The organism is Mesorhizobium salmacidum (SeqCode) (genome assembly GCF_037179605.1).
In the GTDB taxonomy this organism is placed as follows: domain Bacteria; phylum Pseudomonadota; class Alphaproteobacteria; order Rhizobiales; family Rhizobiaceae; genus Mesorhizobium; species Mesorhizobium salmacidum.
Genome location: NZ_JAPYKS010000009.1, coordinates 193,409 through 209,407 on the forward strand (window position 1 = coordinate 193,409; position 15,999 = coordinate 209,407).

The following is a 15,999-nucleotide window of genomic DNA, read 5'->3' on the forward strand; positions in this document are numbered from 1 at the left end:
GCCCTGCCGAAATTTATGAAAGCTTAACGAAATCGGTATGAATCGGTATAGTCGCGCCTTACATCCGCCATGCGGTGAGCGGGACGGTTTAGCGTGCGGAACGGGAACCGGTTGCGACCGGAGCGGGTGATCCATGAAATTCCTCGGTAAAAAAGCAACCGTGATGCCGCTCGTGGCGATTACGGCGACGCTGGCTTTCGGCATGCCCCAGGCAGGGGCCCAAGGGCTTTTCGACATGCTGTTCGGCGGCGGCATCAGGCATGAGCCGAAGGGCGAATTTCCGCCTCCTCCGCCAAAGCACAAGCCCAAGGCGCCGGCCGACGGCGGCGTGAGGATCAGCGGTCCGTCATACTATACGTACAAGGCCGACAGGCTGGTGCGTGTCGACTTCTCGATGCTAGCGACCGCCCCGCAGCCGGCGACACCGCAAGATGCCGCTTTCGTCCCTTCGGCCACCGGTGCTGCCTTCCACGATGCCATTGCCGGCCTCAGCGACTACGAACTCTACGCAGAGCCCGACATCGCCAAGGCGCTGATCGCCTATTACTCGGCCAACCCGGATTTCATCTGGGTGAGCGGAACCAGCCCCAACAACCGTGCGCAAGATGCCGTGAGGGTGCTCGGCGAGACTGCCAGCTACGGCCTCACGCCTGCCGACTACACTGTCGACGTGCCGGCCACCAGTTCGACCTCGACAGACGACGCAGCCAAGCTAAAGGAACTCGTCCGTTTCGAGATGGCGCTGTCGGCACGCGTCCTGCGTTACGCCCATGACGCCCAGAGCGGCCGTGTCGAGCCCAATCGTATGACCGGCTACTACGATTTCCCGGCCAAGCCGCTCGATATGATAGGCGTGCTGAAGACACTGGCGCATACACAGGAAGTTCGCACATATCTGGAATCGCGCCATCCGCAGAATGCGGAGTATCAGGCGCTGCGCGTCGAACTGGAATCGCTGCAGGCGAGTGCCGAGAACGAGATCGTCATCGATCCCAAGCTGCTGCTGAAGCCAGGCGAAACCAGCCCCGAACTGCCAAAGCTCCTGTCGCTGATCGCGCGTAATCTCGACGACGAGATGGGTGGCACCTATGGCGAGGTCCTGTCGCGTTTGGCGACCAGCGAAGTCTATGTTCCCGAACTGGTCCCGCTCATCAAGGCGGTGCAGCAGAAGGAGGGCATGAAGGGTGACGGCGTCATCGGACCGCGCACCGTCGCCACGCTGGCCGGGACGTCGAAGGCCGACAGGCTGCTGAAGGTCGAGGTGGCGCTGGAAGAACTGCGCTGGCTGCCTTCCGATCTCGGCAGTCCGCGTGTTTTCATCAACCAGCCCGCCTTCACCGCAAGTTACATTGACGACGGCCAGGAAAAGCTGAAGACGCGTGCCGTCGTCGGTCGGGTTACCAACCAGACGGCCTTCTTCTACGATCAGATCAAGCAGGTCGATTTCCACCCCTATTGGGGCGTGCCGCAGTCGATAATCGTCAACGAAATGCTGCCGAGGTTGCGCGGCGACCCCGGCTATCTCGACCGTGCCGGCTACGAGGTGACGGATTCACGCGGCAAGCGCATTCCTTCGTCGGCAGTGAACTGGGGCGCTTATGGCGCCAACATTCCCTACAATGTGCGCCAGCAGCCGAGCGAGGCCAATGCGTTGGGCGAACTGAAGATCCTGTTCCCCAATAAGCATGCGATCTACATGCATGACACGCCGCAGAAATCGTTCTTCAAGCAGGATATGCGCGCGCTCAGCCATGGCTGCGTACGCCTGCAAGATCCGCGCGGCATGGCGGCGGCGGTGCTCGGCACCTCGGTCGACTATATCGCGGAGAAGCTGAAGCACGGACACTCGACCGAGGATGTAACGCGCAAAATCCCGGTCTATGTCGCCTATTTCACCGCCTGGCCCGACATGTCCGGCAAGGTCGAGTATTTCAGCGACGTCTATGACCGCGATTCCCGGCTAAAGCAGGCCCTGGATGCGACCGAGGCGGTGCGCTCACCCTCGAGCTAATCGCTAACTCTCTGACAGCGGGCGCCGGAAACCGGCGTCGCGCCCGGCGATCAGCCAGTAGACCAGCCCGGCCACAAGACCGGCGACGGCGATGATGCCGATATCGGCCCAGCGCTCCGGATCGACGTCCTCCGCCGCGCTCGGCCAGATCAGGAAGAAGCCGCCGGCCGCTGCGGCGGCGCCAAAGAGCATGTGCAGCAAGGCGCTGCGCAGGGAGAAAAACTCGGCGATCAGCGCGAAAATCAGCGTCTGTGGCGCGGTCAGCACAACCGTCAGGAAATAGATGAACATGCCGAGCGGCGGCACCACCAAGGCCGCGATCGGTGAGACGCCCATGAGGTCGAAATAGGCGGGCGCGTTGGGCAGGGAACTCAGCGCCGCATAGATCGCCACTACGGCGATCAGCCCAACCAGTACGGCGACAAGATAACCGGCCAGCATCATCAGGACGCGCTTCATCAAGTGCTTCGCAGTCGACATGCCCACCCCCGTGAAGCTCGTTCATCCTACAGTCAGCCATCAATGGCGAATTGACGCAAGGAGAGACGGAAGACCTGGCCAGCGTCGTGGCCCGACGCAGGCGGACCAGCCACTCAGGCGCCGCCGCACATATGCTGCGAATCCGGCAGAGCCCAGGCGCCTTTCGCGACGAGGTCGACGGAATAATAGACCCGGCCACGGTCGTCGTCCTTGGGGCAGTCCCTGGGAATCGAGATCAAGCACATGACGACCGGTTCTCCAACCTTCGAGGCGGCCAATCCAGGCTCGCGATCATAGGAGACAGCCCCGCCGCCATTGGTGAACGTGGCCGCGCTGCCCGCGTCGGGACTGGCCGTTTCCAGCGGATCGTCGCCGAGCCGCGTGGTGAGCGTCTTGATGTGCGTCGATGCGCATTGGCCGATCGCTAAGGGCAAGGGCTGATCGTTACGCCCGGGGTTTCGCCCGGCGGCTTCGAGCGCCTTCTTGCCAATCAGCGCGACGTTGTAGTCCTGCACCCAGGATGGCGCATTCCCATAGGTCTGCAAGGCGTTGTTGAGCGCGCTGACGATACAGGCCGTATCGCTCTTGCAGGCATTGCGGTCGGCGATCAGCCCGCGGGCAATCTTGCGCTTGTCGCCGCCGAACGCTGGCTCGAAACCCTTGTACGCCTTCGAAACCAGCAGATCGATCGCCGACAGTTGCGGGTCGGCGCAGATCGCTTTTTCCGCCGGCAGGCTTGCCTTGGCGCAGTCGAAGGACGGCCCATCGGCCCGCGCCGGAGAAACGGCAAGGAAACTGCCGGCTGGGACGATGGCGAGCACAGACAGCAAATAAGTTCTAACGAAACATCGCATTATGGCCGCCAAGCCAACAGGATTGCCCAAGGCGCGGCCCCGCGCCGGCGCATAACATACCCCAAGGATGGACAATTTGGGCTCCCGTTTCATCGTTGAGAATGCTCGTAGGCAGCGCATTCGCGACGAGGATATCCCTACGAATCCTATTTTGGTTCGGCCGTCACAGGATCGAAGTCGATTTCGACCTTTGCCTTGTCCGAGGTGTAGTAGGTGACGGTGTAGCCGTCCTTGTCCCAGTCGACCTCTTTCACGTATCGAAACCCGTCACGCTGCTCGACCTTGGCGATGATCTCCGACAGCTTCTTGGCGTTGGGTGGCGGCAGTGGAGTTTCATCCGCGGCAAAGGCAGGCCCGGCGGCGAGAAGAACCGCGACGGAGGTCGCAAGCAGAAATCTGGACATGGTTTTCCCTCAAGTTTCGACGGAGGGAAACTCGCTGCCATGCAGGTTTGTTCCGCATGTGGGCATGCTGGGTCATCCGATCCAAGGATTTGCAGTTGCGGCAAGACAAGCGTCCTATGCCAAAAACCACGATGGCCGCTTCAATATTCATGGCCATGCAACGTTGGCGTCATGTCGTCGTGCCTGCATCCCGACGTTTCAATGCCTGCGCAAAAAGGCAGAACGCTGAAGGGGCGGACTGTAGCTGCCGATGTGATGCCCAGCAAATAGATGGTGGGCGATGCAGGGATTGAACCTGCGACCCCACCCGTGTGAAGGGTGTGCTCTCCCGCTGAGCTAATCGCCCGCTCGTTGCCCGAAGGCCAAGCGAGCCGCGATATAAGGGAGGCCGGCCCGTTAAGTCAAGGCAGTGTCTGGTGTTCCCACACAGATCGGATTTGCGGTCCCGCCGCCGTTCCGGAGACATTTTCATCGCCGGCGCTCAGTGTGCGGCGGCGCCGATCAGCCCTTGCGCCAGATCGAGCGTCAATGCATCAAAATGCGATATCACCGCCGAGGGCTCGAACTCGCGCACATGACGGTCGGTGTAGCCGAAGTCGACGGCGACGACAGGAATGCCGGCGGCCTTGGCGGTGTCGATATCTGTTTGCGAATCGCCCACCATCAAGGCGCAGTGCGGATCGCCGCCGGCCCGTTTGATGGTTTCGATCAGGTGACGCGGATCGGGCTTGCGGAACGCGAACGTGTCCTGCCCGGCAATTGCCGCGAAATGCCTGGTCAAGCCAAGAGCTTCGATCAGCGCCAGCGAGTTGGCTTCGTATTTGTTCGTGCAGATGGCCAGCAGATAGCCGGCCTTCTCAAAGCGGGCAATCGCCTCGATCACGCCGGGGTAGGGGCGGGATTTGCCAGGAATATTGTCAGTGTAGTGATCGAGGAACAGTTTCAGCAGCCGGTCGTGCTCCTCAACCTTGAGGGATCGTTGCTGCGCGGCATGCGCCCGTTCGATCATCACCCGGCCGCCATGGCCGACGAAGCGTCTGAAGCCGGCTTCGTCGACGGCTGCCAGTTGGCTGGCCGCCAGGCTGTGGTTGAGGCTGTCGAGCAGGTCCGGCGCCGTGTCAATCAGCGTTCCATCGAGGTCGAACACGATGATCGGGCGACTCATGATCCATCCTGCGCAGGTTTGTGCATCGGCAGGCGATAGCGGCTGCGACGCTTTAAGGCAAGCAGACTGGTGGGGCCGCCGCCAAAGGCTTTGACCCGGCCGGCAAAAGTGCTAGGAGCCCGAAACGCTAAAGCGCGTTGCGTCGAAACACTCCCTGCGGCGCGCTTTGGGTCTTTGTTTCATGCATGTCGTTTTCCCAAAACCGAGGTCACTTTTGGGCGACATGCATTAGGTTTCGGGGCAGAAAGCGGCATGGATGCGAGGCAATTGAAGGTCGAGGCCGCGCGGGCGGCCCTTGCCCAAGTCACCGACGGCATGCGGCTCGGCATCGGTACCGGCACTACTGCCGACGAGTTCGTGCGGCTGCTCGCCGACAAGGTTGCCTCCGGCATGACCATAACAGGGGTGCCAACCTCGGAACGCACCGCTGCGCTGTGCCGCGAACTCGGCGTGCCGCTGTCGACGCTGGAGGAAACGCCCGAACTCGATCTCACCGTTGACGGCGCCGACGAAGTCGACCCGGAGCTGACATTGATCAAGGGCGGCGGCGGTGCGCTGCTGCGTGAGAAGATCGTGGCCGCGGCCTCGCAGCGCATGATCGTCATCGCCGACCGTTCGAAGATGGTCGAGACGCTCGGCCGGTTTCCTCTTCCCGTCGAAGTCAACCGGTTCGGCCTGCGCGCGACCGAGATCGCCGTGGCCGTGGCGGCTGGAAATCTCGGCCTTTCCGGTCCGGTGACATTGAGGATGACGAGAGGCCAGCCTTTTGTTACAGACGGCGGCCATTTTATCCTCGATGCATCTTTTGGCCGCATTCCGGATACAAGAGCGCTTTCGAATGCTCTCCACGCCATTCCTGGCGTGGTCGAGCACGGTCTTTTCATCGGGCTGGCGTCAGCGGCCATCATCGCCGGCGGCGACGGTATCCAAACTGTCCATGCCGCCCGAAAACCAGGGAGTTCTACCGATCATGATGTTGCATAACCGGGTTCGCCGTCTTTCCGTCCTTGTGGCGGCTTCGGCCGTCTTCGCGTTCTCCTCGCCTGTCTTCGCGCAGGACGTGACGGAATCGCATCTGAAGGCCGCACGCGCCGCGGTTGCCGCGATCCACGCGACCGACCCGTTCGACAGCATCCTGCCGCAGGCCGCCGCGGCGCTCGAATCACAGCTGATCCAGAAGAACCCTGACATGCAGGAGCTGATCGGCAAGACGATCAACGAGAAGGCACTGGCGATGGCCTCGCGCCGCGCGGATCTCGAGAAGGAAGCGGCTCTTGCCTATGCGAAAGTGTTTTCCGAAAAGGAACTCACCGACATCGCGGCCTTCTACAGCTCCGAGTCCGGCAAGAAGCTGCTCGACAGCGGCCCGACCGTGACGCGCGACCTCGTCAAGGCCGCCGACATCTGGCAGAACGGCGTGGCTCGCGATCTTGCCCAGCAGGTCGGCGAAACGCTGGCGGCGGCGGCAAAAGCGAAGGCGCCGGCTGCGCCTGCGCCCGCCGATGGCGCCGCTCCGGCCGACAATGCGGCCCCGGCGGATGGCGCCGCACCCGCCGACGGTTCGGCTCCTGCCGACGACACGCAGAACTGATCCGCATTTCAAACGCGGCCTTTGCGGCCATCTGTAAAGCCCGGCCTGTCCGGGCTTTTCTTTTGGTGGTTTGCGGCCTACCTGTCACTCACATTTTGGCGTTCAAGGAGCCGCTTCATGGCCGGTTATGATTACGACCTCTTCGTCATCGGCGGAGGCTCCGGCGGGGTGAGGGCGGCACGGGTCGCGGCAGCGCTCGGCAAGCGCGTCGGCATCGCCGAAGAATACCGTTTCGGCGGCACCTGCGTCATCAGGGGCTGCGTGCCGAAAAAACTCTATGTCTATGCCTCGCAATTTCCCGAGCATTTCGCCGACGCCGCCGGCTATGGCTGGACGGTGCCGGAAGCCAGTTTCGACTGGCGGACGCTGGTCGCCAACAAGGACCGCGAGATCAGCCGCCTGGAGGCGATCTACAAGAAGAACGTCGAGGGTTCGGGCGGCGAGACCTTTCATTCGCGGGCGATGATCGTCGACCCGCACGTGATCCATCTCCTGAGCGAGGACCGCACCGTCACCGCCGATCAGATCCTGATCGCCACCGGCGGCCGTCCGGCGGCGCATCCGGCACTGCCCGGCCACGAACACTGCATCTTCTCCAATGAGGCTTTCGACCTCGAGGAACTGCCGAAGACGATCGTGATCGAGGGCGGCGGCTATATCGCGGTCGAGTTCGCCAACATCTTTCACGGGCTCGGCGTCGACACCACGCTGGTCTATCGTGGCAAGGAAATTCTTGGCCGCTTCGACATGGACCTGCGGCGCACGCTGCATGAGACGATGGAAAAGAAGGGGATAAAAATCCTTTGCCATTCCGTCTCCGAATCGGTCAGCAAGCGGCCGGACGGGCGGCTCGACGCGCAGCTCATCAGCGGGCAGGTGCTGACGGTCGACCAGGTGATGCTGGCCATCGGCCGCATCCCCAACAGCGAGAATATGGGCCTGGAGGGCATAGGCATCGAGATGGCCGCCGCGACCGGTGCGATCAAGGTCGACCGGTATTCCCGCACCAACATCGACAATATCTGGGCGATTGGCGATGTCACCAACCGCGTACAGCTGACGCCGGTGGCGATCCACGAAGCGATGTGCTTCGTCGAGACGGCGTTCAAGGGCAATCCGACGGCGCCCGACCACGACACGATCGCGACCGCCGTCTTCTCGCAACCCGAAATCGGCACGGTCGGCCTATCGGAAGACGAAGCCGTCAAGCGCTTCGCCGATATCGAAATCTACCGCGCCAGCTTCCGGCCGATGCGGCACACGCTGTCGGGCCGTGACGAAAAGATGCTGATCAAGCTGGTCGTCGACGGCGCTTCGCGCAAGGTTCTCGGCGCCCACATACTGGGGCCGGATGCCGGCGAAATGGCACAGCTGCTCGGCATCCCCCTGAAAGCGGGGCTGACCAAGGATGATTTCGACCGCACCATGGCCGTGCATCCGACCGCGGCAGAAGAGCTCGTCACCATGTACAAGCCGACCTACCGGGTGAAGGACGGCGAGCGCGTCTGACGCCTCGCCTGTCGACGCGCCGCCGCCAGCCTTGGCCGGCGGCGGCAGTCAAACCGCTATAGCAACGTGCCGCGCAAGATGACCAGCGCCACCGAGAAATAGATCACCAGTCCGGTGACATCGACCAGCGTGGCGACGAACGGCGCGGATGCGCTGGCGGGGTCGAAGCCGACCCGTTTCAGCGCGAAAGGCAGCATCGACCCCGACAGCGAGCCGAAGGTGACGATGCCGACCAGTGCGGCGCCGACAGTCGTGGCGATCAGCGGCCAGTGCGGGCCATAGTCGTAGAAGCCCATATATTGCCAGAGCGCGATGCGGCAGACGCCGACCACGCCGAGCATGGCGCCGAGCACGAGACCGGTGGGTAATTCGCGCAACGCCACCCGCCACCAGTCGCGCAGGCCGATCTCGCGCAGCGCCAGCGCACGGATGACCAGCGATGTCGCCTGCGAGCCGGAATTGCCGCCGGAACTCATGATCAGCGGGATGAACAGCGTCAGCACGATCGCTTTCTCCAGCTCGCCCTCATAGCTTTGCATCGCATTGGCCGTCAGCATCTCGCTGATGAACAGCGCGCAGAGCCAGCCGCCACGCTTCTTGATCATGGCGAGGAAGCTCATCTTCATATACGGCTCGTCCAGAGCCTCCATGCCGCCGAAGCGATGCACGTCCTCCGTGGTCTCCTCGATCATCGTGTCGATGATGTCGTCGATGGTGACGATGCCGAGGATCTTGCCGTGGTCGACGACCGGAACGGCGAGCAGATCGTATTTGGAGATCGTCTGCGCCAGGTTTTCGCGGTCGGTCAGCGGACTGACCGTCACCGGCATGCGGTCGGGCGCCACCGACAGGATCGAGTCGTCCGGCTCACCGGTGATGAGCCGACGCAAGCCCGTCGACCGCACCAGGAGGTGTGTTTGCGGATCGACGATGTAGATTGCATAGACGGTCTCGCGCGTCCGCTCGACCTTGCGGATGTAATCGAGCGTGCGCCCGACGGTCCAGTCGGAGGGAACGCTGACGAACTCCGTCGTCATGATCGAGGCGGCGCTGCCTTCAGGATAGCCCAGAATGGAAAGCAGGGTCGCGCGCAGCGGCGGCGCCAACGCGCCGAGCAGTTCGGAGCGTACCGGCTCTTCGAGCTCGCGCAGGATGTCGGCCGCACGGTCGACGGACATGGCGGTGAGCAGCTTGCTCGCCTTGGGACGGGGCAGGGCCTCCGCCAGTTCGGGCGCGCCCTCAAGCTCAGGCTGATCGAAAATCTCGACCAGCCGTTCGAAGGGTACGGCGCAAAGCAGCTCCGTCGCGGTTTCGCGCGATTCATGATTGAGCGCCTCGACAACGTCGGCGACGTGGTCATTGGCAAGGATGCGGGCGATGGCGACGGCCTCGTCGTCCGCTACCGGGGAAAAATCTTTCATGGTTCACTCCTTGCCGTCCGGCAGGACATGAACCATTCAGGTCACGTCTAAGCGGACGGCGGTTGCGTTCGACTGTGACTGTCGCCAGGCATGGCGCGGTGACCTTTCCGCTTGCGGGTTCGCTTTGACTGTCTGCAAGCCGGCGCAACATAGGAGCGCGCCTTGCCGAGTCAATCGCGGTGAGGAAGGAAAACAGTGCCGAACGGCGCCGATCGCGAGACTGTGATCACCGTGTGCCGTTCAACGCGACAAGTCCCGGTGACGTCGTCGTTATTTCTGCTTCAGCCGGCGCGAGAACCGCGTCCATTTGTCCTCGACCGGCCTTGGCTGGGCCAGGATCGTGGTGAGTTCGAGAGGCAGGCTCGGGGCGAGCGGCTTCTTCGTGGCGACGCCGTCGGCAATCAAGACCATCGAGTGGTAGAACTCGGTGCCGGCAGCCGATCTCGGCGCCACGGCTTCGTGCATGACACTGATCACCGTCACATCCGGGCAGTTGTCCTTGATGGCCTGGTGGAAGGCGATCTTGCCGTCAGGGTCGAGAGCACCGGTCGCCTCGTCGAGGAACAACAGTCCCGGCTGCTGCAGTATGATACGAGCCACCACCAGCTTCTGTTTCTGGCCGCCCGACAGGACCTGATCCCAGCTTTTGCCCTCGCGGCTTTCATTGGCCATGTGTTCGATGAAATCGCCAAGGCCAGCCTTGTGCAGCGCCGACGCGACCTGGGCATCGCCATGATCGCGTTCGGAGCCGGGCAGGCAGACCAGCTGCTTCAGCGACACCTGCGGCAGCTTGACCTCCTGGGCGGCATAAAAACTCTTCACGCCCTCGGGGAAGACGATAGTGCCGCGGCCGTAGGGCCACAAACCGTTGATCGCCTTGATCAGCGAGGTCTTGCCGCAACCGGATTCGCCTTTCAGGAAGGTCCATTCGCCGCGCCGGAAGCGCAGGTTGGCGGAGCTGAGGAATGGCGTCGCGTCCTCGCCCTGATGCGCCAGCTCCAGCTTCTGGATGGTCAGGCCGAAAACCGGATTCTGGCTGGCGTAGTGGAAGTCGGAGCGGCCGCTCTGGCTGTAGAATTCCTGTGGGTGCTGGACATTCTCGATCGCGTTGGCGAGCTCCGTCACACGCTGGCTATTGGCGCGAAGCGTGGCGATGGCGGGCATGACATGGATGAACCACGAACACTGGCTGATGAGTTGGCCCACCATTTCGGAGCCGGTGATGTAGCCTTTATAGTCCAGGCGGCTGTGGATAAACGGCACCAGGCCAGGAGCATAGGCCACAATACGGGCGCCGATGAAATTGTAGATCAACTCGAACGACATATAGCTGGTGTTGACGACATTCAGCCGTCCCCAGGTGCGATCGATGTCGACATAGAGCCGGTCGTGCATCATTTTCTGCACGCCCTCGCCATGTGAGGCGGCGACGTGGAAGCTGCGGCGCAGAAATGTCGTCAGTTCGCTACGATAGCTTCCCTCGGCCTTCTGCATGCGAATATTAAGACGTTCGAGCAGGCTGCCGAGCTTGACGGCGATCCAAGTGTTGAGGGGCACGTAAGTGGCAACCGCGAGGAGGGCGAGAACAGCGCTGCCATAGCTGCCAAGGAACTCCAGTCCTTTGACCTCCACTGACGACTGCAGCAGGTTCTGGCCGATAAAGTAGAGCGAGGTCGCCAGCCCCAGCACGCCCATGGCGAGGCCGATCGCACCGCCGGTCATGTCCTTGATCGATTCCTGGATGCGCTGGTCGACATTGTCGGGCGCAACGATGCCGCCGTCCGCGGAACCATGTTGAGCATGGAAATGGGTGTGATTGCCGTCGAGCAAGGCCTGGTTGAATTTGTCGTTCAGCCAGCCACGCCATTTGCGGTGCAAGGTTGCCGAGACGAGATTGCGAATACCGGTGAAGCCGGCATCCTTGAGCAGGACGAGCAGCACCAGCACGCCGGCGTTGGTCAGGATTGTCTCCAGCGGACGGGTGTTGGCGGCGTCGTGCAGGAAGGCGATCGAATTCACCAATTCGCCCGAAGCCATGGCGAACCACACGCTGGCCTTACTGGACAGCGCGGTGAGCAGCGCGATCACCAGCGTCAGCGTCCAGGCTTCCTTCCAGCGGTCCGAGACCCAGTAGGCTCGCATGAGCCCCCAGAAATTGCGCATCGAGGATACCGGCGTCAAATGCGACTGCCCTGCGGCGTCGCGGTGTAGTCCATCCGGTACTGACTCTTGCGATCGTCTGCCGATCCGAATCACGATCCCGCCCAAACCTTTTTTATTTTGTTACGGATGGTAACACCAATTGATCATTTTCCATTAATTTTAAACCGGGCCGATCAGAAAGCCGCCGCGGCCGTTGCCCTGAGGCAACAGATTTAAGATCGAATTGACATCAAAATCGTGGATGATGATCAGAACATTTCAAGGAATTTCAGCCGTTTAGGCACCACGGCCGTGGCCGCGGTAGATCTTCCCTTAGGGAAGCTTCGTACACGGCTTTGTGACTCAAAAGTCGTGTGAGGCGGGGGATTTTCTTACTGGGCCTGGCCAGAATTCCCGAAATACCCTGCCCTCAATGTCTGATTTCTTGCCGCAGCGACGTCGCCAAACTCGCCTGTCCCGTCATCAACCAAGGGGTTGATCCGCACCAGCGCGCCAACGGTGGCTGGTTCCATCAGCAGGGCCAAAATGGCGAAGTGGCGTCTGCTGGCCTCAGTCGGCCTTTTCCAATTCACCACGCGCCTTGGCCGCCGCGACCTGACGGATCGCATCAGCCAACGTGTCCGCGTCCTGCGCGCCCATCACGGCATATTTACCCTCGAGCAGGAAGCACGGCACGCCTGTGATGCCCATGCGCGAAGCGGTGGCGATTTCCGTGCGAACCGCTTCGACATCGGCGTCGCTCGGCAAGAGCGTTTCAACAACCGAGGCGTCCATGCCGGCCTCGCGGGCAGCTTCGACCAGCACCGTATGGTCGCCGATGTTGACGCCTTCCTCGAAATTCAGCTGGAACAGGCGGCGCACCAGCCGGTTCTGAACGTCCTCGCCGGCGGCACCAGCCCAGCGAATCAACCGATGCGCGTCGAGCGTGTTCGGCGCCACCTTTATGGCGTCAAAGGCAAAGGAAATGCCCTCGGCCTCGCCAAGCGGCTCGATGCGGGCATGAATTTCGCTAATGCGCTCGTCGCTGCCAAACTTGGCCAGCATGTATTCGTGGCGGTCCTTGCCTTGCGGCGGAATGGTCGGATCGAGCTGGAACGGCCGCCAGCGTATATGAACTTCGACGTCTCCGACCGCGGCGACCGCCTTGTCCAGCCGCTTCTGGCCGATGAAGCACCACGGGCAGACGACGTCCGACACCACATCGACGGTTATGGCGTTCGCTTCGCTCATCTCTATCTCCGGGTTTTCAGTTCGGTTTGCGCCACCAGGTCGGCAACTGGTAACCGAATATGGGCGTCTTTCGCGGATGTTCCAGATAATTCCAGTAAGCAAGCCACTGCTGCGTGTTGTATTGCATCGGCACCATGTAATTGCCGGAGATCAGCAGCCGGTCGAGAACGCGAACCGCCGCGACATAATCCTCCTTCGAACGGGCTCGCAGCATTGCGTCGATGGCGGCATCGATCGCCGGATCGGCGACGCCGGCGAGATTGAACGATCCTTCTGTCCTGGCCGCGGCGGACGACCAGCGCCCGATCTGCTCGATGCCAGGGGACAACGAATTGTTGAAGCCGCTGGAGCCGATCAGGACTTCGAAATCGAAACGCTGCTTGCGCGACTGGATCTGGTCGCCATCGAGGCTGCGGATGCTGACGTTGATGCCGATCTTCTCCAATGTGCGCTGGTAGATGCCGGCCAGACGCTCTTCGTCCTGCGAGGCGGTCAGGATCTCGAAACCAAAAGGTTTGCCATCGGGATCGATCATCGTGCCATTGTTCACGTGGTAGCCGATGCTTTTCAGAAGGTCGAAAGCGATCTTCAGCACCTTGCGGTCCTGGCCCGAACCGTCTGTCACCGGCGGTTTCCAGGTGCCGTCCATGACGTCGGCCGGCACGCGGCCGGGGTAGGGCGCCAGAAGCGCCTTTTCCCTGTCGTCAGCCGGATGGCCGAGCGCGGAAAGCTCGGAATTTTGCCAATAGCTCATCGTGCGCGTGTACTTGCCGCCGAACAGATTTTTGTTGGCCCATTCGAAATCGTAAAGCATGCCGAGCGCGCGCCGAACCACCGGGTTGGAAAACTTCGGCAACCTCGTGTTGAACAGAAAACCGGTCACGACGGGCGGAATGCCGGTGTCGAAGGTTTCAGAAACCACGTCACCCCTATGGAAGGCGGGAAAGTCGAGGTCGCGCTCGCGTTTCACGGGATCGCCGTCGTCGTCGATGGCGCAAAGCCCCTTCTTGAAGGCTTCGAGCTTGGCGTTGGCGTTGAGAAAATACTCGATGGTGATCTGGTCGTAATTGTCGAAACCCCGCTTGGCGGGAACATCCTTGCCCCAATAGTCGGGGTTGCGCTTGAAGACGATCCGCTGGCCGGGCGTCACCTGCGCGATCCCGTAGGGACCGCTTCCGATCAACGGCTTCAGCGTCGTTCTGTCGAAAGTGTCGATGTCGAAAGCGTGCTTGGGGATGATCGGCGTCAGCGCGATGATCAGGGGAAACTCACGATCGGCCTTGTCGTTGAAGGTGAAGCGCACGCTATGGTCGCCGGTCTTTTCGAGCTTGGCGATCCTGGCCATGCGGTCGCTGTAGGGTGGGCGGCCTTTCTGCGTATAGGCATCGTAAGTGAACAGCACGTCTTCCGGCGTCACCGGCTGACCATCCGACCATTTGGCGTTCGGGTTGAGATGGAACTCGATGCTCTTGCGCTCGGGGTCCATGTCGGCGGTGTCGGCCAAAAGCCCGTAGAGGGTAAAAGCCTCGTCGGCACTGCGCTGCATCAGCGGCTCGAAGACCAGATTGCCGAAGATCGTGTCCATCATGCCGCGCGCCGTCGTGCGCAGGCTTTTCAGGATGAAAGGGTTCAGATTGTCGAAGCTGCCGACCACGCAATAAGTGATGCTGCCACCCTTCGGAGCGTCGGGATTGACGTAGCTGAAATGGGTGTAGTCCGGCGGCAGGGCCGGTTCGCCCTGCATCGCAATCGCGTATTTCGGCTCCGACAGCGCCGGTGGCGACGACAGGGTGAAAAACGATAGTGCGGTGACCAGCCAAACAAGAACGCGGCCCATGACCGTCTCCTTAACAGGTCGGCTTGATGATTCGGTCCGCACCCTAGCATGGGGCAACTGCGTGGCGGCCAATGGCGTCGTCAAGAATTACAAGTGAGCGGGCTGGATTCGACGCCGCTTGCAGTGTAACACGCCGTCCGAAGTCATTCTGTTGCCTCATTTTGGCAACAGGTAGCTGGACCACACGGCACGAAGAAGCCGGTCCCGGGATCATTGAGAGGAAGTACACGACATGACGAGCCTGAACAGCAACGCGTACCGCCTGTCGGTCATGGCCGCAGGCGTGGTTGGCTTTCTCGGCGCAGGACTTCCCTCTGCTTCCGCGCAGCAGCAGCCGCAGATTCCGCAGGGCTGGTTCAAGGCCTGCACCAAGCAGGAAGATGTCGACATCTGCAATGTCCAGAACATCGTCACCGCTGGCAATGGCCAGCTCGTCACCGGCGTCAGCCTGATCGAGCTCAAGGGCAAGGTGAACCGCAAGGTGTTCCAGGTGACGGTCCCGACCGGTCGCCTCGTGCCTCCCGGCATCGGCCTGCAGATCGACACCGGCAAGGCGCAGAAGCTCGACTATGTTATCTGCTTCCCGGATCGTTGCGTGGCCGAAGTGCCGCTGACCGACCAGCTCGTCGCCTCGTTCAAGAAGGGTCAGGGCATCACGCTGACCTCGATCAATTTCCAGAACCAGGCCAACCCGATCAAGATCGCGCTGCAGGGCTTCAGCGGCGCCTATGACGGCCCCCCGCTGCAGCAGTCGGACATCGAGGACCGGCAGAAGAAGCTCCAGGACTTCGTCGCCAAGAACAACCAGGACTTCGCCAAGAAGCTCAAGGACGAGCAGGACAAGGCGAAGACCGCGAACTGATCCACCATCGGGTCATTGTCGAGTCAAAAAAAGCGGGGTCATGCCCCGCTTTTTCATTTCTGTCCGTCTCAGTATGCCGGAAGTCAGTGCCTGGACTGCCGTTTCGGCGCGTAGCGCCCATCCGGCTTCTTGTCGAACATTTCCTTGATCTGCGGATGGCGGACGGGTTCTCCCGACTGATCCTCGAGCAGATTCTGCTCTGAGACATAGGCGATGTATTCGGTTTCCGAGTTCTCGGCGAGCAGGTGGTAGAACGGCTGGTCCTTGCGCGGCCGCACGTCGGCGGGGATGGCTTCGTACCATTCGTCGGTGTTGGCGAATTGCGGATCGACGTCGAAAATAATGCCTCGGAACGGGAACAGCCGGTGGCGAACCACCTGTCCGATCGCGAATTTGGCCGTTTTCATCGTACTCACCACTGAATTCCTTGACTTTATTTGGCGCAGACTCCGCATCAATTCAATCCCGGGCG

General features: G+C 61.6%; 14 protein-coding genes and 1 tRNA gene. 5 read left to right on the forward strand and 10 right to left on the reverse strand.

Translation table 11 applies throughout. The features are described 5' to 3' along the window. The first annotated feature begins 133 nt into the window (after positions 1-133). Positions 134-2,011: a L,D-transpeptidase family protein gene (locus O7A60_RS14705; protein WP_337106917.1), complete on the forward strand. Its 1,878-nt coding sequence runs from the start codon at positions 134-136 to the stop codon at positions 2,009-2,011. 3 nt (positions 2,012-2,014) lie between these two features. On the opposite strand, the gene O7A60_RS14710 is transcribed toward O7A60_RS14705, so the two are convergent. From O7A60_RS14710 to O7A60_RS14730, 5 genes are all read right to left on the reverse strand, one after another. Further along, on the reverse strand, positions 2,015-2,491 hold the full coding sequence (locus O7A60_RS14710) for a hypothetical protein (RefSeq protein WP_337106918.1): 477 nt from the start codon (positions 2,489-2,491) through the stop codon (positions 2,015-2,017). Positions 2,492-2,604: 113 nt separating this feature from the next. Continuing rightward, positions 2,605-3,312, reverse strand: a complete 708-nt coding sequence (locus O7A60_RS14715; protein WP_337106958.1) for a lysozyme inhibitor LprI family protein — start codon at positions 3,310-3,312, stop codon at positions 2,605-2,607. A gap of 179 nt (positions 3,313-3,491) precedes the next feature. Beyond that, on the reverse strand, positions 3,492-3,749 hold the full coding sequence (locus tag O7A60_RS14720; RefSeq protein WP_027142686.1) for a PepSY domain-containing protein: 258 nt from the start codon (positions 3,747-3,749) through the stop codon (positions 3,492-3,494). A 271-nt stretch (positions 3,750-4,020) separates the two neighbouring features. Further along, positions 4,021-4,095 (reverse strand) — tRNA-Val (locus tag O7A60_RS14725). Positions 4,096-4,230: 135 nt separating this feature from the next. Continuing rightward, positions 4,231-4,914 (reverse strand): phosphoglycolate phosphatase, encoded by a 684-nt coding sequence (locus tag O7A60_RS14730; protein ID WP_337106919.1) that lies wholly within the window; start codon positions 4,912-4,914, stop codon positions 4,231-4,233. Positions 4,915-5,166: 252 nt separating this feature from the next. Between O7A60_RS14730 and rpiA the strand changes: the two genes are divergently transcribed. The 3 genes from rpiA (at position 5,167) to gor (ending at position 8,014) form a co-directional block, all read left to right on the forward strand. Continuing rightward, positions 5,167-5,898, forward strand: coding sequence for a ribose-5-phosphate isomerase RpiA (gene rpiA, locus O7A60_RS14735; RefSeq protein ID WP_337106920.1), 732 nt, complete (start codon positions 5,167-5,169; stop codon positions 5,896-5,898). Continuing rightward, the gene (locus O7A60_RS14740; RefSeq protein ID WP_337106921.1) at positions 5,885-6,505 is read left to right on the forward strand and encodes a DUF2059 domain-containing protein; all 621 of its coding nucleotides are present in this window, start codon (positions 5,885-5,887) and stop codon (positions 6,503-6,505) included. The genes rpiA and O7A60_RS14740 overlap by 14 nt, the downstream gene beginning before the upstream one ends. A gap of 117 nt (positions 6,506-6,622) precedes the next feature. Then, a complete protein-coding gene (gor, locus tag O7A60_RS14745; protein WP_337106922.1) occupies positions 6,623-8,014 on the forward strand; it encodes a glutathione-disulfide reductase in 1,392 nt (463 codons plus the stop codon). 56 nt (positions 8,015-8,070) lie between these two features. Here gor and mgtE read toward each other — a convergent pair whose 3' ends face one another. From mgtE to O7A60_RS14765, 4 genes are all read right to left on the reverse strand, one after another. Further along, on the reverse strand, positions 8,071-9,435 hold the full coding sequence (gene mgtE, locus O7A60_RS14750) for a magnesium transporter (protein ID WP_337106923.1): 1,365 nt from the start codon (positions 9,433-9,435) through the stop codon (positions 8,071-8,073). 270 nt (positions 9,436-9,705) lie between these two features. Further along, the gene (locus tag O7A60_RS14755) at positions 9,706-11,598 is read right to left on the reverse strand and encodes an ABC transporter ATP-binding protein/permease (RefSeq protein WP_027142692.1); all 1,893 of its coding nucleotides are present in this window, start codon (positions 11,596-11,598) and stop codon (positions 9,706-9,708) included. A 549-nt stretch (positions 11,599-12,147) separates the two neighbouring features. Next, on the reverse strand, positions 12,148-12,828 hold the full coding sequence (locus O7A60_RS14760; RefSeq protein WP_337106924.1) for a DsbA family oxidoreductase: 681 nt from the start codon (positions 12,826-12,828) through the stop codon (positions 12,148-12,150). A gap of 16 nt (positions 12,829-12,844) precedes the next feature. Continuing rightward, positions 12,845-14,665 (reverse strand): extracellular solute-binding protein, encoded by a 1,821-nt coding sequence (locus O7A60_RS14765; RefSeq protein WP_337106925.1) that lies wholly within the window; start codon positions 14,663-14,665, stop codon positions 12,845-12,847. A 232-nt stretch (positions 14,666-14,897) separates the two neighbouring features. On the opposite strand from O7A60_RS14765, the gene O7A60_RS14770 reads away from it, so the two are divergent. Next, the gene (locus tag O7A60_RS14770; protein ID WP_015317881.1) at positions 14,898-15,527 is read left to right on the forward strand and encodes an invasion associated locus B family protein; all 630 of its coding nucleotides are present in this window, start codon (positions 14,898-14,900) and stop codon (positions 15,525-15,527) included. A gap of 83 nt (positions 15,528-15,610) precedes the next feature. On the opposite strand, the gene hspQ is transcribed toward O7A60_RS14770, so the two are convergent. Beyond that, positions 15,611-15,934: a heat shock protein HspQ gene (gene hspQ, locus O7A60_RS14775; RefSeq protein ID WP_027142695.1), complete on the reverse strand. Its 324-nt coding sequence runs from the start codon at positions 15,932-15,934 to the stop codon at positions 15,611-15,613. Between the last annotated feature and the right edge of the window lie 65 nt (positions 15,935-15,999).